This window comes from Aquirufa sp. A-Brett2-W8, from assembly GCF_054558755.1.
The window spans coordinates 1-22,953 of the sequence record NZ_JBPXKS010000002.1 but is presented as its reverse complement, the minus strand read 5'-3'; the positions used below and the strand labels follow the sequence as shown (position 1 = coordinate 22,953).

The window sequence follows — 22,953 nt, the reverse complement described above, 5'->3', positions numbered from 1 at the left end:
AAATTTTGTTTCAATTGTTTTAGAAGGTCTAAATTAAGCCTTCTGGATAGATAAAAAAATATTTTTCTTATAAATCCGTCACGCATCCCTCGCTCGCTGAGGATACGTTTTTAATGTATTTACGAAGAACACCTTGCTTGAATGGAGACTCAATAGGCTTCCAATTTTTCTTGCGTTCTGCTAATTCCTCATCAGAAACATGTAAGATCAAGGTATTATTCACGGCGTCAATCGTAATCTTATCGCCATCTTTTACTAAACCGATCGGACCTCCTTCTTGTGCCTCTGGCGTCACGTGACCCACGACAAAACCGTGCGTACCACCTGAGAATCGACCATCTGTGATCATCGCTACAGAATTACCTAATCCTGCGCCGATAACGGCCGAAGTAGGCTTAAGCATTTCCGGCATACCCGGTCCTCCCTTAGGTCCTTCATTGCGAATCACGATCACGTGACCTGCTTTGATTTCCCCTTTAGATATATATTCAATCACTTCTTCTTCACGCTCACAAACTTTCGCAATACCCTCAAAACGCTCGCCTTCTTTTCCTGTAATCTTAGCCACGGCACCGCCTGGGGCTAAATTACCATATAGAATCTGCAAGTGACCTGATGGTTTTAATGGTTGCGTAATAGGGAAAATGATTTTTTGCGTCTCAAAATTCAAGTCCGGAGCCTCTGCTAGATTCTCCGCCATCGTCTTTCCTGTCACCGTCATACATTCGCCGTGCAATAAGCCTACGCTATGTAAATACTTCAAAATAGCTGGCATGCCACCGATCGCTAACACATCTTCCATGTAGTATTTACCACTTGGTTTTAGGTCAGCGATTAAAGGCGTGCGATCCGAAATATCTTGTACATCTTTCAATGTAAATGAAATCCCTGCCGCATGACCGATCGCTAAATAGTGTAGAACTGCATTCGTACTTCCACCTAGCGCCATCACTACCGTCATCGCATTTTCGAAAGCTTTGCGGGTCATAATATCACGCACACAAATGTTCTTTTCTAATAAGATTTTCATCGCTGCACCGATCGCCAAACACTCCTCTTTCTTCCCTTCGTGCGTCGCTGGATAGGTCGATGAATTCGGTAATACTAAGCCCATCGCTTCCATGGAGGATGCCATTGTGTTTGCTGTGTACATACCGCCGCAAGCCCCTGCTCCCGGGATTGAATTGCGTATCACGCCTTCATAATCCTCGTCAGAGATGGTTCCTGCATATTTTTTTCCCAAAGCTTCGAAAGCCGAAACGATGTCTAATTTTTCTCCTTTGTATAAACCGCTGCGAATCGTTCCACCGTATACTAACATACCTGGACGATTCAAACGAGCCATCGCCATCATAGCGCCTGGCATATTCTTATCACAACCTACCACGGCGATAACGCCATCGTACCATTGTGCTCCTACTACATTTTCAATTGAATCTGCGATGATATCACGTGATGGCAAAGAATAGCTCATCCCGTCATTTCCATTGGTCATTCCATCTGAAACTCCAATCGTGTGGAAGATCAAACCGACCATTCCATTCTCTTGAATTCCCTTTTTCACGTGAACAGAAAGTCCATTCAAGTGCATATTACAGGTATTCCCTTCGTAGCCTGTGCTGGCGATACCGATTTGGGCTTTACTCATATCCTCGGTGGTTAAGCCAATGCCGTAAAGCATCGCTTTCGCAGCGGGATTAGAGACTTCCTGAGTTAATGTCCGTGAATATTTATTTAATGACATAGGGTGTAAGAAATTTTTTCAAACCATAAATATACGCAATTCGATTTGCAGGAGGGTAGTTTATGCCAAAGAATCTTTGGCATTTATAGAAAAAACAAAATTAATTATTTGTTTTCTCCTACCTGCTGTCTCCACATCGCAAAATACAATCCTTTGCTCGCCACTAAATCGTCGTGCGAGCCCTGTTCTACAATCTTTCCTTTCTCTAACACATAGATCCGAGTCGCATGCATCACCGTCGATAATCGGTGAGCAATCAAGATGGTAAGGTGCTCCGTATCAACGGATAAAGAACGAATGGTTTCGGATATTTCCTCTTCGGTTAAGGAGTCCAAAGCCGAGGTCGCCTCGTCGAAAACCAATAAGTTTGGATCACGCAACAAGGCGCGCGCGATACTCAAACGCTGCTTCTCTCCACCAGAAACCTTCACACCACCCTCACCGATTAAGGAATCTAATCCGTTGTCAGCTCTGGCTAAAAGCGATTGGCAAGCGGCTTTGTCTAATACGGCTAAACATTGTGCGTCAGTCGCTTTCGGGTTTACGAACAATAAATTTTCGCGAATCGAACCAGAAAACAATTGCGTATCCTGCGTTACGAAACCAATTTTCTTACGTAATTCATCGAAATCGATTGCATCACTTGGTTCCCCGTTATAATAGACCTGACCTTTTTTGGGACGGTACAAACCTACTAGCAACTTAACTAAAGTCGACTTCCCGGCACCCGAAGGCCCCACAAAGGCAATCGTCTCGCCGCCTTTCACGGAGAAGGTAATTCCATCCAAAGCCTCTGTCGTAGCCGACTGATGTTTGAAGGAAACGTGATCGAACTTCAATTCATGAATAGCTGAGATGGACTTAGGATTTTTTGGCTTCTTCTCCACCGGAATACTCATCACCTGTTCGAAGTTTTGTAAAGAAACCTCTGCTTCGCGGTAGGTATTCACCACATTACCAATTTCTTGTAATGGGTTGAAAAGGAAGAATGAATAAATGTTGAGGGAATAGAATTGACCGATCGTAATCTTTCCTTCGTAAATCAGGTAGATCAACACGACCACCATCAGCATACGCAATAAGTTCACGCAGGTTCCTTGAACGAAGGCCATCGAACGGACGTAGCGGACTTTTTTCAATTCTAATTTTAGGATCTTCTCCGTCGTCGCATTTAAGTGAGCGATTTCTTGCTCCGCCAAACCGAGGGATTTCACTAACTCGATATTGCGCAATGATTCCGTGGTAGATCCCGCCAGGCCGGTCGATTCTTTGACGATTTCGATTTGAATGACTTTAATCTTCTTACTTAAAACGGACGAAACGTAACCGATTAATGGACCCGTGACTAAGAAAAGGGGCATCACCATCCAATGCACTGAAAAGGCGTAGACCGAAATGAAGATTAAGGCAATGACCGATTGGAATAAAATGTTGATTCCTAAGGTGATCAGTTTTTCGACATCGGTGCGGACTTTTTGGAGTTTACCCAGGGTTTCGCCTGATCTTTGGTCCTCAAAAGTCTCGTAAGGCAACTCTAAAGAGTGACGAATCCCGTCTGAATAGAGGTTTGCGCCTACTTTTTGGGTAACCGTATTAATAAAATAATCCTGAAAATTTTTCGCCACCCGGCTCACGAAAGCCACGCCCACGGACGCTAAGGCTAAAGGCCAAATCGCCGAAACGAACTGATCCATCGTGTGGGTATTTGAGCGGTAGACCGCTGCCACATCATCAATGATCTTCCTAAAAATATAGGGATCCATCAAGGAGAAGATCTGATTCGTTGCTGCTAGAGCCAAAGCCCCCAGTACGCGCCAGCGGTATACCTGTAAATAATTCAGTAATAATTTCATGTACTTATTTTAAAATCGGGTCAGGGCCATTTCTGCGATGGTTTTTCCAATCGCTAAAGAAGAGGTTGCCGCTGGACTAGGCGCATTCAATACGTTGATTACTTTCGCGTCTTCCACGATCGAGAAATCATCTAATAATCCACCATTTCGATCGCAGGCCTGGGCTCTTACGCCCGCGCCGCCTTCGACTAAATCGTCAATTTTGATTTCTGGAATCAATACTTGCAAGGCTTTAGTAAAGGCCTCTTTCGAGAAGCTGCGGTACATTTCACCTAAACCAGTTTCCCAGTATTTCAGGGCTACTTTTTGGAATCCTGGCCAGGTTAAGGTGTCCCAAAGCTCCTTCACATCAATCCCTAATTTCTTGTAACCCTCTTTTTTAAAGGCCAAAACCGCATTCGGTCCTGCCTCCACGCCACCTTTCATCATGCGCGTAAAGTGAACGCCTAGGAAGGGGAAATTCGGATCTGGCACCGGATAAATCAGGTTCTTCACTAGATATTCTTTCTCTTTTCTTAATTTGAAATATTCCCCACGGAACGGCACGATGCGCACGTCCAAAGGTTCTCTCTGCGTCATCTGCGCCACTTTATCTGAGTAAAGTCCTGCACAGTTGATCACTAATTTTGCTTCGTAAACCGACTTCGCTGTTTCCACGATGGAAAAAGTCAAACCTTTCTTGATATCAATGACTTGTTCGCCCAGGTGCATTTCGCAACCCTTGATTTGGGTTCCTACGGCTAATTTTGCAGCCATGGCACGGTAATCCACGATGCCTGTTTGGGGAACAAACATCCCCTCTACCCCTGTCACGTGCGGCTCGTATTCCCGCATTTCGGATAAGCTCAATTTTTTCAATCCATCTAGGCCATTTTGCTGACCTCTTAGGTATAAATCATTTAACTGAACCCGCTGATCGTTCGTGGAAGCCACCACAATTTTTCCCGTCAACTCAAATGGAATATTTTCTTGTGTGCAATATTCAATCAATTGATGGTAGCCTTCGATGCAATTTTTTGCCTTCAAAGAGCCTGGTTTATAGTATAATCCCGAGTGGATTACGCCGGAGTTATTGCCTGTTTGGTGCATCGAAACCATGCTTTCCTTCTCAAACAAAGCGATATTAAGTTCTGGGCGTGCTTCTAATAAACGATGAGCTGTCGCCAGGCCGACGATGCCGCCGCCTACTATGATTACGTCTAATGCCATAAATTGAAAATTGAATAACAAATATACGGCGAAACGATGGTAAAAAGAATTATTCGTAGCTTTGAAGTATGAACCCGCGGATCGAGCAACTTTATCAGATTTCCAAAGCCCCTACACGGACCATTTTAGGTTTGATGTCGGGCACATCCTTGGATGGTTTGGATTTGGCTTTGGTTCGATTTACTGGTTTTGGGTTGGACACCTCGTACGAGATTTTGCATTACGACACCCGCCCCTATCCGGCAGATTTTAAGGAGTCGATTCGTTCGGTTTTTGCCAAAGAAAACATTCATTTTCCCACCCTTTCGACGCTTAACGCGCAAATTGGACGTTTGCACGCTTCGCTCATTTTAGAAGTTTTAGCCTCCTGGGGTATTCAACCTTCCGAGGTAGACGCGATTGCCTCTCATGGCCAAACCGTCATGCACCGCCCCGACAGAACTGGGCAATTACCGCATTCCACTTTGCAAATAGGCGACGGTGATCATATCGCCCAATTAACAGGCATCATTACTCTTTCCGACTTCCGCCAAAAACATGTGGCAGCCGGTGGCGAAGGGGCGCCTTTGGCGATGTTTGGCGATTATTTTCTGTTCTCTCAAAAAGGGGAAGACCGCATACTGTTAAACATAGGTGGCATCGGAAACTTCACCTATTTACCGGCTTCAGGAGATCCAGCTGGGATTTTAGTAACAGACACTGGCCCCGGAAATACCTTGATCGACGCTGCCGTCCGCCGCTATTTCAATAAAGCCTACGACGAAGATGGCGCCATCGCCCTCTCCGGAAAAATCGACGCAGGAATTTTAGCAGAACTGATGAGCCTGAGCTTTTTCAAGGATCAATTCCCTAAAAGCACTGGCCCCGAATATTTTAATTTAGACCTCATTAACGCTTCCATTAGCCCGGATGATTTAGTCACGACATTAACCGAATTCACCGCCCAAAGCATCGCCCTCGCCATGAAAACCTACATTCCTTCTGACATAGAAGGCACGGTTTACGTCAGTGGTGGCGGTAGCAAAAACCCGGTGATCATGGCCCGTTTAGCCGAGCTTCTTCCTTTCCGCGTTTGCGAGAGTGATGAATTAGGTATGCCCTCTGCAGCGAAAGAAGCTGTTTTATTTGCTTTATTAGCGAATGAGACCTTAGCTGATTCGCCTGGTGCGGAGAGGTTAGGGGATTCGCCGTGGGTGAGTTTAGGTAAGATTTCATTGTAGGCTTAGATAATAGATTGTAGAGTAGAGAGTATAGATTAGAGCATAGAGCATAAAGCACAAAGAATAAAGTTGGAATCGCCTATGGCGATGAGTATAGTGAAAAATCCTCCGGACTCATTTCCTCCGGACTGATTACTGGATACTGATTACTGATTACTACGCCGCCACGCGGCGCAAAACATGAAATACAAATTTACCGATTCCATCCTTTTTGAGGATGCTGACTTTATCGTCATCAATAAACCATCTGGCATTTCGACGCTGGATGAGCGGAAAGATGATTTAGCGCCGGCGATCTTGCGTTTAGCGAAGGAATATTCGTCGGATGCACAGGTGGGACACCGTTTGGACAAAGAAACATCAGGTGCTTTAGTAATCGCCAAAAATCCGGAGGCCTACCGACATATTTCCATGCAATTCGAACACCGGGAGACGGCGAAACGCTATCACGCGGTGGTAGAGGGAATGCAGGACTGGGATGGATTTCTAGTGAACCTTCCGATTCTTCCCTTGAAAGATGGAAAAGTGGTGATTGATCGGGCCAAAGGAAAGCACGCCGAAACCTGGTTTCGCACATTGAAAGTATTCCGGGGCTATACTTTGGTCGAATGTATGCCTATTACAGGGCGCATGCACCAAATCCGTATTCACTTAACTTGCCTAAAAGCGCCCATCGTTTGTGATGGTATGTATGGCGGCAAAGAGGTCTTTTTGTCCGATTTAAAACGCAATTTTCATCTCAAAAAACAGACCGAAGAACTTCCTGTGATGCGGCGCGTAGCCCTTCATGCCCATAGTTTATCGTTCAAGCTGATGAATGGCGACCCGATCACGGTGGAGGCACCGTATCCAAAAGATTTCAATGTGCTGGTTAAGACTTTGGAGAAGTATTCGTAATTTTACAACCCTGGCTCCGTAGTTCAATGGATAGAATGTAGGTTTCCGGTACCTAATATGAAGGTTCGATTCCTTCCGGGGCCACACCGGTAATTAAAAAGGCTTCCTGTTATCAGGAAGCCTTTTATATGCAAAACTTATTCTATTGGCCGACTGCCCTATTCTCTTTTCCTTTTCTTTGAGTCAAATCATCGCCTAGTTCTTCCCTTGCTTTTTCGGCTAATAGCTTTAATTCAGCTACGATTTTTGGATATAAGGATTGAACATCATATCGCTCGCCTGGATCTCTTCGTAAATCATATAATGCCTCAGGGAATGGGAAGTCCTCTTGGAGTTTTCCTGGAAACCCATCTTGGCCTGGCATAAACCCTTCATGAGTTCTTCCTGGATGTGCTAGAACTAATTTCCACTGACCTTTTCTGACAGCTTCTAGATTGTTTTTTCGGTAATAGTATAAAAATTCTTTTCGAGGTTCGGCTTTATCATCGCCTTGTAAAAGAGGAATTACATTGACTCCATCAATTTTTTTACTGGGTAATTTGGAATTAGTGATGGCACAAATGGTGGGCAAAAGATCGATGTTAGAGGCTAGGCCATTGTTGACTTTTCCGCCTTGAATGTGACCTTTCCATTGGGCGATAAAGGGAACTCTTTGGCCGCCTTCGAATGAACTACCTTTTGCTTCTCTTAAACCACCGGTTGATCCAGCATGGTTGCCAAAATTCTGCCATGGTCCATTATCTGATGTGAAAATCACCAGTGTATTATTGTCGATTTTCAAGCGCTTGAGTGTATTCAGAATTTCCCCCACAGACCAGTCCATTTCCATCATAACATCACCATAAAGCCCTTGCTTACTCTTTCCTTTAAATGCTGCTGAGGCATTGATGGGCACATGTGGCATGGGATGAGGCATGTAAACGAAGAAGGGTTTTGCCTTGTTTTTTTCAATGAATTTAATGGATTCTTGAGTCAATATGTTGATCAGTTGTGCTTGATCATCCAAGGTTTTGATAAACCTTTCTGGTTTAGAACCTCGAATAAGGGGGAGTTCCGGAAAATCCTTTCTTTGATTTATGGCGTTTCTGGTACCATCAAAATGTACGGGCCACATATCATTCGAATAAGGTATGCCCACATACTCATCAAATCCATGTTGGGTGGGCAAAAATCGTTCAGAATCCCCTAAATGCCATTTGCCAAAAATACCAGTCGCATACCCATTTGCTTTTAAAATCTCCGCAATAGTCTCTTCCTCTTTGCTAATTCCAATGGGGGAATTGGGGAAAAGGGCTCCAGAAATACCTATTCGATTCGGATAGCAACCTGTCAGAAGGCCGGCCCTTGACGCGCTACATACGGCCTGTGCGGACAGGAAATTAGTGAGCCTAATTCCATTCTTTGCCATTTGGTCCAAATTAGGCGTTTGGTATTGACTCGCACCGTAGCTACTTAAATCCCCATAACCTAAATCATCCATTAAGATGACGATGATGTTTGGCTTTTTTTGGGCAAAAATTTGCGAGCTGGCAAAGGCCAACAAACAAACAAGGAGGAGATATTTTTTCATAGGTTTAGTATTCATTCGCTGCGCACACGTAATTTTTCATTGAATATACACAACCCCTGGAAAATTCCAAAATATCAATTAGCTCTAATTATACTAAGTAATCAATGCTAAGAAATGAGTTTCATTTAAGATATTAGAAAAAAAATACCGTTAAATAAATAATTTATTATTTTTTGTAAAACAACACCACCTTGCATCAAACCATTATAATTAATTAAACTTAAATTTTAATACTATGTTCTGTAGAAATTGTAATAATGAAGTAAGTGAAAACAGTGTCGCATGTGTCAAATGCGGATGTAACCCATTATCAGAAACTAATTTCTGTCATAATTGTGGTAGCGATACAAATGAAAAACAAGTGATTTGTATTAAATGTGGAGTTAGTTTAGACAAAAAAGCAATAAAATCAACATTCAAAACTGCAACATCAGCTTCAAGTGAATATGATGGTTTTTATGCCAGTTCTGACGAAAAAATACTTTTAGGTGTTTGTGGAGGTATTGCACATAAATATGGCATTCAAATTGGGGTGGTAAGATTAGCCTTTTTTATTGCAGGATTCTTTATTATTGGATGGATTTATATTGGCGGATTTTTTATTCCAAAACTTCCAACAAAGGGGGTTGTATTATAAATTTCAATTAATCTGAAATAATTAACAAAAGAGGATTCCATAGAAGTGGAATCCTCTTTTGTTTTCAACTGCCACATTTACTAAGCTAATCAATTAAAACCAGCTGGTGGCGCCATCCTTTAAGTTTTAGCGTTGGGCGCCCATTTCGAACCGATGGTTTCACGATTTCGCCGTCTAATACCCAGCGTTTGTAGGTTGCTGTTTTAGGACTAAAATATATCGTCCATGGCTTTTTTTGCTGCAAAATATAGGTGCTTTTTTTCGAAGCACGCTCATAAGAAATCGACAAAGAGTTATCCCCTATTTCCACGTTCTTGATAGATCCTGAACGTAACGCATCTGGCCAGGACGGCTGTAGATCAATCTCTTTTTTATAGGCCAAAGGTTGAATACCGAAAAACTGCTGTATCACCGGTACCTCAAACGCATAACTATTCCAGGCCTGGGTCATCATCCCATAATCAGGGGAAACTTCATAGATAGATCCGGGCAAAGCAAAAGAAAAAGTGCGCAACATGCGTTGGACTAAATCGTACGCCTGATTAGGATGTCCATAATTATTCTCAGAAATTGCTTGCACACCCGTGGGTAAAGTCATCACGGTTCCGGTGTAGGTGAATTCAGATTTTCCTACTTTGGCCGCATAAGACTCCGCCTTATCTGAATTAGCGGAACGATCGATCCCGGTCACATACATCCCAAATTTATTGCGAAATTTTTCTGCGGTTTTCAGGGCCGCCTTTGCCTTTTCTGAATCTGCTAAACCGGTCTCCATGGGCGTATTCACCACCCAATTATGGTGTAGCACAAAGCCTCGTTTCGAGGTATCTGGATTCGCTGTAATTTGCTTTTGCAATACCTGCAATTCCTCCACGGCCCAGTCATTTTTCAAACCACGAGCTCTTTCAATGGCATCCTGCGTTAAGCGCAATGCCTGAGCTTTTGTCCCTAAAAAGTCTGCATAGGAATTAGAAGAGGGTACCCAGAAATCACGGTTGATTTTTAATCGAATGGCTTCATAATTCGCCAAATACTGACGCGCTAAATCCGCACGGTCTAATTGCTCAGCCATCTTAGAGGCGTCTAAATAGGCTTTGGCAGAATAGGCCGCCACGTCGATCATCTCTGAATCCAAACCGTGTATTTCCATCATTCCATTTCCGTCCGGAATCAGATTATGATCCTTGTCCTGTTGCATCAACCAAGCTAAGCCTTTTTCTACCAGAGGAAAATACTGGGCTAAAAAAGCGCGATCCCCGGTCCAAGAATAGACCTTGTAGATTAAAGACGCAAACTGAGGTGTTTCATTGACATTCCCTGGATTATAAACAGATCCATTTGTGCTGACTTCGTGCACGATGCGGCCATTCCCATTCGTTTTTTCTGAAATTTTCGCGATTAAATCAATCGTACTATAGGCCAAATCCTTACGTCCAGAAGATATCAAACCTTGTAAGGAATAAGTCATATCTCCTCCAAAAAACCAAGGATAATCCGGCATGCCCGCCGTGATTCCGCGACCGATTCCATCCACATCATTGATTAACCAATCCGCATTATATTTTAACCAGTGCATCGCTTGCGTTAAATTGGCATCCGAAATTTGGATGTCAGATTGAGCAGCTATTTTTTGAAAACGACGCTTTTTAGCTAGGGCTAAAGTGGGGCCATTTTCTACTACTTCTGAAAATAAGGCCAAGGCTTCGGACTCCGAAAAAATGGAACCTGCTACCACAAAAGGAAACGAAATGCTTCCATTAGCAGGAATCTCCAGCGAATAGGTTGATTTCGAGATAGCAACATTGGGCTTTTCTGGAAGACGAGGCAATGCCTCGGACTTAGCAGGCAAATTACTCCCCACCACGGCAAACCACGTATTTGCTGAATCACGCAGCACCGTTTTGCCCTCCTTAAATTGAGCAAAATCCTTCGAATCTAGCATCCCGGTCCTTTCCCCTATCCAAACGGGTCGCAGGTTAGAACGCGTACGAATCGAAAATTGTATGGATTTTTTGACTGACGTTTTATTCGTAAAAACATATTCTACATAGACCGCCTTCTTCCCATCGGGAACAAATTGAAACCTGCTTACTTGGATTTCTGATCCCGCGTATTCGTGCTGATTTGCGAACGGATAATTGATGAAGGAAGATGCTTTATCCAGCTGAACAACTTTTTCACCGTCAGCATAGGAGGCTTCGAAACCGTCTACTAATTTAATGGGGTGTGCCCAAATCCCGCCCATCTCATCCTTCACATGCCACCCTAAGGGAGGAAATGTTCCGTCTTGGTGGCCTACGAGATATAATTTATCGCCCGCCGTAACGAAGGGAGTGGATAAATACGCAGCTTGCCCATGAATGGATTCCGATGACCGAATGTAGTCGGACACCTTTCTTTGGGCAAATAGACTGCCACTGATCAGTAATAAAAAAAGAAGTCTCATAGAAGATGAAATTAATCAAATTCTATGAGACCTCGGTCAAATACTTCTTAAACTCCTAAACTCCAGCCTTCGCGGTACGAACGCTTTACGAATTGGTTGGCGGCATCGAAATTCGTTACGCGCATATTTTCATTATCCCACAATAATTTCGTGTTCGATCCTGGATAGTGATTTCCTTTTCCAGTAGTGCGAGGGAAAGGCATATCGGCTACACGAATCGCAAGATTAGCCATCAAGATTGCTTCCGTTAATGGTCCAGCCATTTCAAATGATGAACTCATTTGTTTATTTCCGTAACCAGCAATCGCACCTTCTACCCACTGCGCATAGTGACCATCTGCACTGCCCGGTACGCGCTCTAACTTTTGCTTCACCTTCACTTCTTGATTTCTAGAAAGAGGTAATAAACGTGGATTAGCCGCGTATTCGCTGGCCATCATTTTGCCTTTAGTTCCGATGAACAAGATGCCAGAGTTTCCGTCGCCAAACATTTCGTCCGGTCCTAACTCTTCTGGACGCTCTGGTTTGATACCACCGTCCATCCAGTGCATGGTGACAGCACCTTTCGTTTTAGCTGTTTTCGGGAATGTCAACGTCGCGTGACTTGATGGAGGGCAACTGTCTGGGAAGACGCCTCTTTGGCCAAATGCGGTAAATACACTTCCTACGCTTGCTTGTACATCGGAGGCATATTTTAATCCCAAAACGCGGAAAGGCGCTTCCATTAAATGGCAACCTAAATCGCCTAATGCGCCCGTGCCATAATCCCACCAGCCTCTCCAAGAGCCTGGAATCAAATTATCTACATAATCCTTCGAAGGAGCGGTTCCTAACCATAAATCCCAGTCTAAACCAGCTGGAACCGGAGGTTTCGCTGATGACCAAGGAATCCCTTGTGGCCAGATGGGTCTGTTGGTCCAAATTTGGACCGTATGAACATCCCCTATAATTCCGGCATCATACCATTCAACTAATTGTCTAACACCGTCACCAGAGGACCCTTGATTTCCCATCTGAGTCACCACTTTGTATTTATCAGCCGCCGCCGTTAACATGCGCGCCTCATAAATATCGTGAGTCATCGGTTTTTGAACGTACACGTGCTTGCCTAATTGCATGGCAGCCATCGCCTGAACGGCGTGGTTATGATCGGGTGTAGAAACAGACACAGCATCGAAATTTTTCGATTCGACATCCATCATTTTACGCCAATCTTTGTAGTATTTCGCCTTCGGATAAGCGGCTACAGAGTCCTTAGCTTGTCGATCATCTACGTCGCATAGAAAAGCAATTTCGGCTTTTCCACTTTCATAGAATTTTTTCAAATCCGACTTACCCTTTCCTCCTACTCCTATACCCGCCACTACCAATTTGTCGCTAGGGGCTAAAAATCCTTTTCCGCCCAAAACGTGGCGAGGAACAATAAAAAAACTAGATACTAAGGCGCTTTTTTCTAAAAAGCCACGTCTGGAGATGCTCATGATTCAATAGTTTTATAGGTTTATGTTTCTAAATTAGAAATAAATAAAATTATAAACTACTATAAATCAGTCAATTCAGAAATTTCCCTGGATGCGCTTCCTCGTGCTTCGTATGATCTTGGTAAAATTGCGCGATACGCAATAAAGTGCCTTCATCATATAATTTCCCTACAAAGGAAATTCCCGTAGGTAAACTGTTTTTCGCATCAAATCCCGTAGGAACGCAAACGACCGGATGACCCGTCAGATTCGTGATCGCAGATTGATTACCCCCGCCGCGAGAAGGACAAATAATCGCATCGTATTGTGACACGACTTTGTTTACTTCCTGCATCAAAAGGTAGCGGTGACGTTGAGCGTTAATATATTCCACGGCCGGAACGAAACGAGCCGTTCTGAATTGATTCGGCCAGTCGTATTTGGTTTGGCGGGTGAGTTGATCGTCAATATTTTTACGCGTCATCTCGTCGAATTGTGCCGCACATTCCGCCCCGATTACCACATCCATGATGTTTACTTTGTAGACGTTTTCATCTGGAAAATCGACTGGAATTAATTCCACACCTTGTTTCTTTAATTCCGCTAATACCTTCCATTCGCTGCGGGTGGTATCTTTTATTTTGTCAAAATAATTTTTCGCATAGGCGATTTTCATGCCTTTCACCGGTCGATTTGCCTGGTAATTAAAGGGCATGTTGACGGCTGCCAAATCCTTTCCATCCGTTCCGTGCAGGTAATTAAAAACGATAGCCGCATCGTTTGCGGAACGGCATATAGGTCCCACTTTATCTAAGGAATAACTCAATGCCATCGCTCCTGAGCGAGAAATACTCCCGAAAGTAGGTCGCAATCCGGTCGCACCACAAGTGGTGGCTGGCGAAACAATACTACCCCAAGTCTCCGTTCCAATCGCGAAAGGGACTAAACCGGCCACAGTCGCAGACGCAGAACCTGCCGAAGAACCAGATGATCCATAAGTTAAATTCCACGGATTTTTCGTTCGTCCTCCGTACCAATAATCGCCCATGGCTAAAGCGCCTAGCGTGAATTTGGCGACTAAAACGGCGCCTGATTCTTTCAATTTTGCATATACGTAGGCATCTTCATCGATGACCTGATCTTTGTATGGAGCAGCGCCCCAAGTCGTTTTCGTCCCTTTTACGGCAAACAAATCCTTCAAACCGTAGGGAATTCCGTGTAGTAAACCACGGTATTTTCCTGCGCCGATTTCCTGATCTGCTTGACGCGCTTGTGCTAAGGCTAGGTCCTCTTGAAGGCTAATCACACATTGCAAAGTTTCACCGTGCTTTTTGATTCGTTCAATGAAAAACTTTGTTAACTCAACTGACGTGACTTGTTTTGTCTTTATGAGATGCGCTAGTTGATCGATGGAATAGAAAGCTAGGTCATTGCGGTTTTTCGGCAGAGTCACGCGAACCGCCGGCCACACCACCGCACGTTGCGTTTGATCAAATTTCATCCCCGGGAGTTTGGGGTTTTGCCAAAGACTCAAAGGCACATTATTATTCAACGATAAAGCATGCATCGCCTTGTAATTCGCTAGATTATCTACCACGTCCGAATACAGGGTGTCTAATTCCTGAGTAGTGAACGTCAAATCAAATAAGTTAGCTGCGCCGGAAAGATCAGACTTAGTCTGTGCCTGTGCGAAAAGTGGGCTAACGAAGAGCAGCAAAAAGGCGATTTTTTTCATGTTACTGTACAACTAGTTTGGCTCGAATATTGTTTATTTGGATGAAATATACGCCTTTTACCAGGTTTTGGGTGGTAAAACTGTGGGTGTTTTTGCCGCTGATTTGCATCAGGTTTTTTTGTAAAATTTCGCGGCCTGCACTGTCTACAAAGTGTAATACCGTTTCGCCTGTTTGCTCAGCCACCCATTCAACCTTCACATATTCTTGAGCAGGATTTGGATACACCTGTAAAGCAAGTGATTCCGACTCCACGCCTAAAATATTAAAATCAGGAATGGCCCAAGGCACTAATTTTAAATCAGACGTGTTCCATGCCACATTGGTCAGTAGGTGGAATTCGCCAGGGAGTAAATTCATTTTGGCCTCCGCATTATTCACCTCAAATGATTTACCGCTGAAATAATCATACCAAAGACCAGTTTTAGGGAAAGTCGCAGAGATTGCCTGGGAGGTAATATCTGGATTCGCAATGACCAACAGGTAATCAGATCCCTTCGTGAGTAAATTCCGTTTAACAGCACCGATGGCTCCCACGGTAAAATCCGTCGAAGTAAATATCGGTTTAGAGGTCTTCAAAGCCCCTAGTTGCTGATACACTTTCAGTAATTTCGAGCGCTCTGAATCTAGCGCATAAGTCCATTTTAGTGGTTTAGCACCCGTGCGACCATTTTCATTAATCGTCACATCGTAGCCTAATTCGCCAAATTGCCAGATCATCTTAGGTCCTGGAATCGTGAAGAAAGTGGCCGCCGCCATCTTCATTCTTTCTAGCCTTTCCTGTGCCGTAAACGTCTTTTTACCTCCGTTCGCGACCTCCACCATCAGGCGTTCTTCGTCGTGGGATTCGATGTAATTCACGACACTTGGATTTGTAAACATACGCATTTTATACGATGCCTGACTGAAATCTTGGGTATATCCCTGTGCAATTTTGGCCATATCAAATTTGCTATTTCCCCACAAAAGCATTCCATAATTCCCTAATTCATTCTCCTCATTATTCGCCGCAAAATGTTCTAAAATGACATAGGCAGACGCATCGTAGGAACGAATTTTATCATAGATTCTTTTCCAAATCTTCACGCGGGACGCGTCGTATTGCCCCCACTGACTTACATTAGTACCGGAGGGGGTTTGGGTGAAACCTTTGGACAAATCGAAGCGATAGCCATCAATTTTATATTCTTCTAACCAAAACTTCGTCACCGCATCCACGAGCCATTGCGTGTGCAAACTCTCGTGATTAAAATCAAAAAAGACACTGTAGGGGTGCGTCGCAGTTGGATTAAAAAACGGACTCGTCGCCGTAGGTTTAGCACCATCCCAATACATTTTCACGTAGGGATTCTCATAATCCGCCTGGTTCAACACGATGTCCATAATGACCGCAATCCCATTTTCGTGGCATTTGTCAATCAAATACTTCAAGTCATTTTTCGTCCCATAGGCCTTGTCCGGAGCCGTATAAAAAATGGGATTATAGCCCCAAGAATCGTTACCCGAGAACTCCGCCACCGGCATCAATTCCAGCGCATTAATTCCTAATTTTTTCAAATAGCCCAGCGAATCTGCCACCGTTTTATAGCGACGATCTGCCACAAAATCACGCACTAATAACTCATATACGTGCAAATTCGATGAAGCCGGACGCGTAAAGCTTGTTGTCTTCCACACATAAGGCGTCGCTCCTGATTCAAAAACGGACACGATTCCTTTTGCTTCGGTTGGATACTTTTTCAGCGATGGATAGGTTGTTGCCGAAATATAGGAGTCATTCGAAGGATCTAAAATCTTCTCCGTTAACGGATCCGCCACCGCTAATTTCCCGTCCACCCAATATTGATAGGCCACTTCTTTGCCAGCCTCTTGAACCCCTAAATCAATCCAATAGCGTAAGCCATCCGCCGTGCGTTTCATTAGATACGCGGGCAAAGCCGACCAGTTAGAAAACTCGCCGATGGCATAGACAAAAGAAGTCGAAGGCGCATAGAAACAAAGCACCACCTTGTTTCCCACATAATTAACGCCATCCTTAATTCCGGCAGGCAGCGCTTCCGTCACCACGAGAGGTTTGGTTAAAATGCGCACTGAATCTTTTATACTGGAAGTTCCTGAAGTTCCCTCTAAAATCAGGGTGTGCAACTTACCTTTTTCGGTTCCTAATGCGTACGTATAATTGATGGAATCGGACGACGACGCAGAAGCCAGCACTGTTCCGGCCGATTTCAAACTAATCGATGAAGTCGAGGAAAATTTCGCACGGACGTTCACTGATGTTCCCGCCTCCGCTAAGGTAAAGGACTCTGTAGGTGATAGCCACTTTAAGGCATACGAACCCGTGTAAAGTTTCAGAATAAAATCTTCCGTCTGTGCTTTCCCGTCTCCACTTTTTAAAAGCAAGCCTAACTTCACAATCGGATTTGCAGCTGGTACACTAAAATAGGAACGCGGAGTTAATTTAATCGACCACTTATCATTACCTAAGGAGGTCATTTTTCCTTTTTCAAAAGGAACGCTGAAGTTGGTTTGACCAGCAGGCTGGTATTTAAAGGCATCTCCTGGATCCGCATCTCCGGCACCGGACCATAGAAAGACGTCGCTTGTTTTGCCTAATAGACCGGAAGCCCGCGAATCTTTTGCGAGCTTCAAATCAAAAATTAAGGTAATCTCTTTATCTCCCGTGGGGAAAATTTCCTCTGTTGTTACTTGCGCAAAAGCAGAGAAAGAGAAAAGTAGGACGAATAAGATCCTCATCGGATTTCAAAGATTTGAGCCGATTTACCTGGCACGCTCAGTGTTTTAGAGAAAACTACATCCGTAGATTCCATCACATTGTGTGCCTTCGCCCCAGCCGGCAAAATTTCTTCGTAATGACTTAAATCGATGGCGCGTGCATCGGTATTTTTGTTCAGTACCACCATGACTTTGGCCTTATCCGTATAACGGAAATAGACGTAAACGCCGTTTCCTTCTCCGGAATTCTCTGGTCCAAAATGCACTAATTTTCCCTTGTGAATCGCCTCAGAGCCTTTTCTCCAGTTCAACATCTTCTTAAAGAAATCCTGTGTCGCCTTCTCATCTGCCGTCATATTCGCACCCGTAAAGGCATTCTTAACATCGCCAGCCCAGCCACCTGGGAAGTCACCGCGAATCTCGCCATGCTCATTTGATTTAGGGTTAGACATCAAAATTTCTGTGCCGTAGAACACCTGCGGAATTCCACGCGTCGTGAAAATATACGTCATCGCCATGCGCAAAAGTGCTTGGTCATGCTTCATCTGTGTGTAGACGCGGGACATATCATGGTTATCCATAAATACGACCAAATTATCTGGATTTGCATAGACTAGATCGTTCGAAATGGCACTGTAGATTTTGTTCAAACCTTTGCCCCAGTCCTTATCATTTTCATTCATCGCTTCCGAAATCGCATTCTGTAATGGAAAGTCCATCAAAGCCGGTAATGACGATTTATAGCCATCGCGGTTCACTTTTCCACGCTGCCAGTACGAGGTGATGATCGGATTAGATGACCATTCCTCGCCTACCAAATTCAAATTTGGGTATTCATGTAGAACCGCATCCGACCACATAGTCGCGAATTCCTTCGTCGAATACGGGTAGGTATCGATGCGAAGTCCTCCTAAATGCGCATACTCAATCCACCAAATCGTGTTTTGGATAATGTATTGCTGCATGAACGGATTTTTCTGATTCAAATCCGGCATAGCTGGCACGAACCAACCTTCCGTCTGTAATTTCGCATCGTATTTCGATACATGTGGATCCTGAACCGTCTCGCGGCGGTGTGTTGTCGATGTGAATTTTCCACCAAAATTAATCCAATCCTTGAACGGCTTATCTTCCATCCACCAATGGCCATTTCCGCCATGATTTAAGATAATATCTTTGATCAAATACATGCCATTCGCCTCCATCTTCATCCCTAATTCGCGGTATTCTTCATTCGTCCCAAAACGACGGTCAATCTTATAATGATCCGTTATTCCATACCCGTGATAACTTTCTAGCGTTTGGTCATTTTCTACCACCGGCATATTCCAGATAGCCGTAAAACCCATATTTTTTATATAATCCAAATGGTCAATAATTCCTTTCAAATCCCCACCGTGGCGATCATACAGCGCAGCCCGATTCAAGGACATATCGCGCATTCCTGCGAATTTATCGTTCGCCGGATTGCCATTTGCAAAGCGATCTGGGGTAATTAAATAGATGACATCTTTCGTAGAATAAGACGAACGATTCGCTGAATTTCTCGCCCGAGCCTCCAAGGAATAATTTACCGTATAAATCACGGCGCCATTCTTTTTAATCACCAAAGGATACGTTCCCGCCTGAGCTCCCGCCTCCACAATCAAGTCGACAAATAAGTAATTCGGGCTATCGCCATTCGTTACTTTTTTCACGGTCAAACCTTGCTTCGAAGACGTCACAACGCCTCCGCTAAGGTCTTTACCTTTAATCAATAATTGTAAATTCGGGTTCTTCATCCCTACCCACCAATTCAGCGGTTCCACGCGTAAGTCTTGAGAAATGAGGGAGAAAGAGGCGCAAAAAAGGAGGCCTAGAAAAAGGACTTTTTTCATAAAATAAATTAATAGTGAATGATTGAAGGGCAGTATTATTGCTTATACGAAAATAGGCAAAAATAGCGATACGGCGGAGCATTCACGGAAGAATCCTATATTATCGATGTACCGATAAGTAAAACATTTCCGATAAATTTGGTATTATTCATCAAATTGGAGATATTTGCTAGGAAAATGAGCCTCAATGGCCCAAACGACTAATTATTCAAATAATACAAATATAAATTACCTCTTTTATGTGTGGAATCGTAGCGTACATCGGAAATCAGGCAGCTTATCCCATTATTTTAAAGGGCCTAAAGCGCTTGGAATACCGTGGATATGATAGTTCTGGTATTGCTTTATTTGGCGATATGGTGAACACATTTAAGAAAAAAGGCCGCGTGGTCGAGCTAGAGGCTTGGGATGAGGAAATCATTTCTACCGCTACGGTCGGAATCGGTCATACCCGTTGGGCAACCCACGGGGAGCCGTCAGATGCGAATGCGCATCCGCATAGCTCGAATAGTGGTCGTTTGACTTTGGTACATAATGGAATCATCGAAAATTACGGTTCTTTAAAGCAGGAGTTAATTCAGAAAGGCTATACGTTTCAAAGCCAAACTGACACGGAGGTTTTAGTGAATTTCATCGAAGACATCCAAATCAACAACAATTCTTCCCTGGAAGAGGCAATGCGTATCGCATTGAAACGCGTGGTGGGCGCTTATGTGATTATCGTGATGGAAGAAGGTTTTCCTAACCGTTTGATTGCCGCTCGTAAAGGGTCTCCTCTCGTGATTGGCGTAGGCGATGGCGAGCATTTTTTGGCCTCTGACGCCTCCCCTATCATCGAATACACGAAGAAAGTTATTTACGTAAACGACTACGAATTAGCGATCATTTTTCCAGATGAGATCATCTTGAAGAACTTAGGTAACGAAAACATTACACCGTATATACAACAATTAGACATGGAATTAGCCCAAATCGAAAAGGGCGGTTTCGACCATTTCATGTTGAAAGAAATTTTTGACCAACCCGGCAGTTTAACGGATTGTTTACGTGGACGTTTGGACATGGAAAACCTGACTTTAACGCTGGCTGGTGTGGAAGAGCACATGTCCGTTTTCTCTCAAGCAAAACGCATCATTATCGTGGCTTGCGGAACGAGCTGGCACGCCGGTTTAGTCGCGGAATACATGATCGAGACCCTTTGCCGCATTCCGGTGGAGGTAGAATACGCGTCTGAATTCCGTTACAGAAATCCAGTCGTGGGCGAAGGCGATGTATTGATTGCTATTTCCCAAAGTGGGGAGACAGCCGACACCCTAGTCGCTATCGAAAAAGCGAAAGAAGCAGGTGCCTTTATTTTTGGGGTTGTGAACGCGGTAGGATCATCCATTGCCCGTTTATCTCACTCCGGCGCTTACACACACGCAGGACCCGAAATCGGTGTCGCAAGTACCAAAGCCTTCACCGCACAATTAACGGTTTTAGCGATGATGGCCATCAAAATTGGCCGCGAGAAGAAGACGGTTACCGAAGCAGAATACAACCGCTATTTAGCCGAACTAGCTTTAATCCCGGAAAAGGTAAAAGCCGTTTTAGAAACACACGAATCCATCAAAGAAGTAGCGAAGCACTACGCAGACGCACGTGACTTCTTATTCTTAGGTCGCGGATACAATTTCCCGGTAGCCTTAGAAGGCGCCTTGAAACTTAAAGAGATTTCCTACATCCATGCGGAAGGTTACCCAGCGGCAGAAATGAAGCACGGTCCTATCGCCTTAGTAGACGAAAACTTACCGGTTTTATTCATCGCAACAAAGGATGCCTACTACGAAAAAATCGTTTCGAACATCCAAGAGATCAAAGCCCGTAAAGGCATGGTAATCGCGGTCATCTCAGAAGGCGACACCCAAATCCGCGACATGGCTGATCACGTGATGGTGGTTCCAGAAGTGGACGAATTATTAGCGCCACTTGTTTCGGTGATTCCTACGCAGATTCTTTCTTACTACATCGGGGTCATGAGGGGGCTGGATGTGGATAAGCCGAGGAATCTGGCTAAGAGTGTGACGGTGGAATAAAAGAAACAGGTCATTTTTCTTACCCCTACATCTTACTAGTAAAGTTCAATATAACAATAGAATCAACGTCTTTTTGGGAATCTAACTATAAGGATTCACAAGTTGATTTATTCGAAAAAATTAGAGGTTATAAAGAAGATATTCTTACCCCTATCGGTTATCGAAAAATCTCAAAAATCTTAAATGATGAAGGAGTTCTTACTCCTGAAGGTCACCCCTTTTCTCCTCCACACGTTTTTGGTATATATAAAAAGGGTAAAGTAAGGATGGAGAGAGTAAATCGAAAAGATATCATTATCGTTTCTCAACCAATTGTGGAGGTATTCAAGACAATCAAATCAATGTTTGAATCCTACAACAGAGAATAATTTCAAAATTTTTCTAATTTTTTAACGTTTCCCACACTTCTTGATACTTATATACAGAACTGGTATCCAACATAGGGTAAAATACCAACCACCCACGAGGGTTCAAATGAATAGTTAATGGGTTAGAAGTCGGATTGTAATCTGTATGGTTGAAATAACACTAAACAATAACGGATGAGGTTTCTCCGATAGTTCTGAAAATTGTTCTACTATAAAACAAATATGGGTGTATTACGAACTGGTTTGTTGAAATGTAGGGTTAAACATAAAAAATGGGTAAAACCTTAAAGGGGATTACTATATCTAATTAACAAATATGAAAATGAATACAACTGAAAAAGAATGGATACTTAATAATATGAAAGAAGTAGTATCCGAATTGAGAACAAAATCAGAACTGATAAAGAACTTCTCTCAAGAATTAGAAGAATTCAGAATAAGACAAGATAGAGTTGGGTACAATACCAAATTCAATGAATTACTAAAAAAAGAAGAGGAAAAAACAAATGGAAGAAAGAATAAGTAAACAAGAGTTAATGAAGATGTATAAGGTCAATAGAAGTACCATAGAAGAGTGGAGGAGGAGGTTTGGGTTACCAATGATAGAAATATCATCTCACAAAAAATACATCAGGAGAGAGGATTTAATGAGGTGGGAAAATCAGATGAAAGATGGGTTGTGTGAAGTGAGTTTAACTCCGACTAGTGTGTAAGAATTGAATTAGATACACTCCCGAAAATACACTCCACATAAGTATCCTATCAGTATTTCAAAAAACCTTTCTTTGTTTGAAGGAAAAGAGAAAGGTGGAACCGAGAGAATCCACCTTTTCTACAACCTTAACCACTAATAGATGGAAATTTAGGTAGTTTAAATTCAAAACCCGAATCTGGATACGAGATTATCAATAAACTGATAATTTTACCTTACTTGATGGAATTCTCAAAAATTAGATTACAGATTGTTCTGTATTTTAAAGGATTGTTTAATCAAACTAAAAGGCACTATCCCATTAACTGTGTAAGTAAAAAATAAAGGGTTCGGATTTTCATTTAAATTCGGACCCTTTTTTCAAATATAGCCAAAAACTGGTTAATAATAATTCCCCAATTATGAATTGGCATACT

Annotated in this window: 15 protein-coding genes and 1 tRNA gene; 7 read left to right on the top strand and 9 right to left on the bottom strand. The window is 43.3% G+C overall.

From position 1 onward, the window contains the following. Positions 1-67: 67 nt before the first annotated feature. The 3 genes from ilvD to lhgO all read right to left on the bottom strand — a co-directional run bounded on the left by ilvD (position 68) and on the right by lhgO (position 4,806). Positions 68-1,744, bottom strand: coding sequence for a dihydroxy-acid dehydratase (gene ilvD / locus ACST13_RS00105; RefSeq protein ID WP_459521185.1), 1,677 nt, complete (start codon positions 1,742-1,744; stop codon positions 68-70). Positions 1,745-1,848: 104 nt separating this feature from the next. Beyond that, positions 1,849-3,597 carry an ABC transporter ATP-binding protein gene (locus ACST13_RS00100; RefSeq protein ID WP_459521184.1) on the bottom strand — a complete coding sequence of 583 codons (1,749 nt, stop codon included), beginning with the start codon at positions 3,595-3,597 and terminating at the stop codon, positions 1,849-1,851. A gap of 9 nt (positions 3,598-3,606) precedes the next feature. Next, positions 3,607-4,806, bottom strand: coding sequence for an L-2-hydroxyglutarate oxidase (lhgO, locus tag ACST13_RS00095; protein WP_459521183.1), 1,200 nt, complete (start codon positions 4,804-4,806; stop codon positions 3,607-3,609). Positions 4,807-4,874: 68 nt separating this feature from the next. On the opposite strand from lhgO, the gene ACST13_RS00090 reads away from it, so the two are divergent. The 3 genes from ACST13_RS00090 (at position 4,875) to ACST13_RS00080 (ending at position 7,007) form a co-directional block, all read left to right on the top strand. Next, a complete protein-coding gene (locus ACST13_RS00090) occupies positions 4,875-6,026 on the top strand; it encodes an anhydro-N-acetylmuramic acid kinase (protein ID WP_459521182.1) in 1,152 nt (383 codons plus the stop codon). 180 nt (positions 6,027-6,206) lie between these two features. Beyond that, on the top strand, positions 6,207-6,923 hold the full coding sequence (locus ACST13_RS00085) for an RluA family pseudouridine synthase (RefSeq protein ID WP_459521181.1): 717 nt from the start codon (positions 6,207-6,209) through the stop codon (positions 6,921-6,923). A 12-nt stretch (positions 6,924-6,935) separates the two neighbouring features. Then, positions 6,936-7,007, top strand: a tRNA-Arg gene (locus ACST13_RS00080). Between the two features lie 58 nt (positions 7,008-7,065). On the opposite strand, the gene ACST13_RS00075 is transcribed toward ACST13_RS00080, so the two are convergent. Further along, on the bottom strand, positions 7,066-8,493 hold the full coding sequence (locus ACST13_RS00075) for a sulfatase family protein (RefSeq protein ID WP_459521180.1): 1,428 nt from the start codon (positions 8,491-8,493) through the stop codon (positions 7,066-7,068). Positions 8,494-8,728: 235 nt separating this feature from the next. Between ACST13_RS00075 and ACST13_RS00070 the strand changes: the two genes are divergently transcribed. Then, complete coding sequence (locus ACST13_RS00070; RefSeq protein WP_459521179.1) at positions 8,729-9,130, top strand: PspC domain-containing protein; 402 nt, start codon at positions 8,729-8,731, stop codon at positions 9,128-9,130. 85 nt (positions 9,131-9,215) lie between these two features. Here the strand turns inward: ACST13_RS00070 and ACST13_RS00065 are convergent, their stop codons facing one another. The 5 genes from ACST13_RS00065 to ACST13_RS00045 form a co-directional block, all read right to left on the bottom strand. Continuing rightward, entirely contained in the window at positions 9,216-11,576 is a 2,361-nt protein-coding gene (locus ACST13_RS00065) for a glucosidase family protein (RefSeq protein WP_459521178.1), read from the bottom strand. Between the two features lie 47 nt (positions 11,577-11,623). Continuing rightward, positions 11,624-13,057: a Gfo/Idh/MocA family protein gene (locus tag ACST13_RS00060; protein ID WP_459521177.1), complete on the bottom strand. Its 1,434-nt coding sequence runs from the start codon at positions 13,055-13,057 to the stop codon at positions 11,624-11,626. Positions 13,058-13,127: 70 nt separating this feature from the next. Further along, positions 13,128-14,771, bottom strand: a complete 1,644-nt coding sequence (locus tag ACST13_RS00055) for an amidase (RefSeq protein WP_459521176.1) — start codon at positions 14,769-14,771, stop codon at positions 13,128-13,130. Between the two features lies 1 nt (position 14,772). Then, positions 14,773-17,526 (bottom strand): alpha-amylase family glycosyl hydrolase, encoded by a 2,754-nt coding sequence (locus ACST13_RS00050; RefSeq protein ID WP_459521175.1) that lies wholly within the window; start codon positions 17,524-17,526, stop codon positions 14,773-14,775. Beyond that, the gene (locus tag ACST13_RS00045; RefSeq protein WP_459521174.1) at positions 17,523-19,382 is read right to left on the bottom strand and encodes a glycoside hydrolase family 13 protein; all 1,860 of its coding nucleotides are present in this window, start codon (positions 19,380-19,382) and stop codon (positions 17,523-17,525) included. The genes ACST13_RS00050 and ACST13_RS00045 overlap by 4 nt, the downstream gene beginning before the upstream one ends. Positions 19,383-19,621: 239 nt before the next feature. Here ACST13_RS00045 and glmS point away from each other — a divergent pair, with 239 nt between their 5' ends. The 3 genes from glmS (at position 19,622) to ACST13_RS00030 (ending at position 22,538) form a co-directional block, all read left to right on the top strand. Further along, a complete protein-coding gene (gene glmS, locus ACST13_RS00040; protein ID WP_459521173.1) occupies positions 19,622-21,457 on the top strand; it encodes a glutamine--fructose-6-phosphate transaminase (isomerizing) in 1,836 nt (611 codons plus the stop codon). 690 nt (positions 21,458-22,147) lie between these two features. Further along, on the top strand, positions 22,148-22,351 hold the full coding sequence (locus tag ACST13_RS00035; protein ID WP_459521172.1) for a hypothetical protein: 204 nt from the start codon (positions 22,148-22,150) through the stop codon (positions 22,349-22,351). Next, complete coding sequence (locus tag ACST13_RS00030; RefSeq protein WP_459521171.1) at positions 22,332-22,538, top strand: helix-turn-helix domain-containing protein; 207 nt, start codon at positions 22,332-22,334, stop codon at positions 22,536-22,538. Before ACST13_RS00035 ends, ACST13_RS00030 begins: the two co-directional genes overlap by 20 nt. The last annotated feature ends 415 nt before the right edge of the window (positions 22,539-22,953 follow it).

Bases quoted from the DNA above. Each gene is read 5' to 3' on its own strand.
- ilvD (WP_459521185.1), bottom strand. From the start codon at position 1,744: ATGTCATTAAATAAATATTCACGGACATTAACTCAGGAAGTCTCTAAT.
- ACST13_RS00100 (WP_459521184.1), bottom strand. From the start codon at position 3,597: ATGAAATTATTACTGAATTATTTACAGGTATACCGCTGGCGCGTACTG.
- lhgO (WP_459521183.1), bottom strand. From the start codon at position 4,806: ATGGCATTAGACGTAATCATAGTAGGCGGCGGCATCGTCGGCCTGGCG.
- ACST13_RS00090 (WP_459521182.1), top strand. From the start codon at position 4,875: ATGAACCCGCGGATCGAGCAACTTTATCAGATTTCCAAAGCCCCTACA.
- ACST13_RS00085 (WP_459521181.1), top strand. From the start codon at position 6,207: ATGAAATACAAATTTACCGATTCCATCCTTTTTGAGGATGCTGACTTT.
- ACST13_RS00075 (WP_459521180.1), bottom strand. From the start codon at position 8,493: ATGAAAAAATATCTCCTCCTTGTTTGTTTGTTGGCCTTTGCCAGCTCG.
- ACST13_RS00070 (WP_459521179.1), top strand. From the start codon at position 8,729: ATGTTCTGTAGAAATTGTAATAATGAAGTAAGTGAAAACAGTGTCGCA.
- ACST13_RS00065 (WP_459521178.1), bottom strand. From the start codon at position 11,576: ATGAGACTTCTTTTTTTATTACTGATCAGTGGCAGTCTATTTGCCCAA.
- ACST13_RS00060 (WP_459521177.1), bottom strand. From the start codon at position 13,057: ATGAGCATCTCCAGACGTGGCTTTTTAGAAAAAAGCGCCTTAGTATCT.
- ACST13_RS00055 (WP_459521176.1), bottom strand. From the start codon at position 14,771: ATGAAAAAAATCGCCTTTTTGCTGCTCTTCGTTAGCCCACTTTTCGCA.
- ACST13_RS00050 (WP_459521175.1), bottom strand. From the start codon at position 17,526: ATGAGGATCTTATTCGTCCTACTTTTCTCTTTCTCTGCTTTTGCGCAA.
- ACST13_RS00045 (WP_459521174.1), bottom strand. From the start codon at position 19,382: ATGAAAAAAGTCCTTTTTCTAGGCCTCCTTTTTTGCGCCTCTTTCTCC.
- glmS (WP_459521173.1), top strand. From the start codon at position 19,622: ATGTGTGGAATCGTAGCGTACATCGGAAATCAGGCAGCTTATCCCATT.
- ACST13_RS00035 (WP_459521172.1), top strand. From the start codon at position 22,148: ATGAATACAACTGAAAAAGAATGGATACTTAATAATATGAAAGAAGTA.
- ACST13_RS00030 (WP_459521171.1), top strand. From the start codon at position 22,332: ATGGAAGAAAGAATAAGTAAACAAGAGTTAATGAAGATGTATAAGGTC.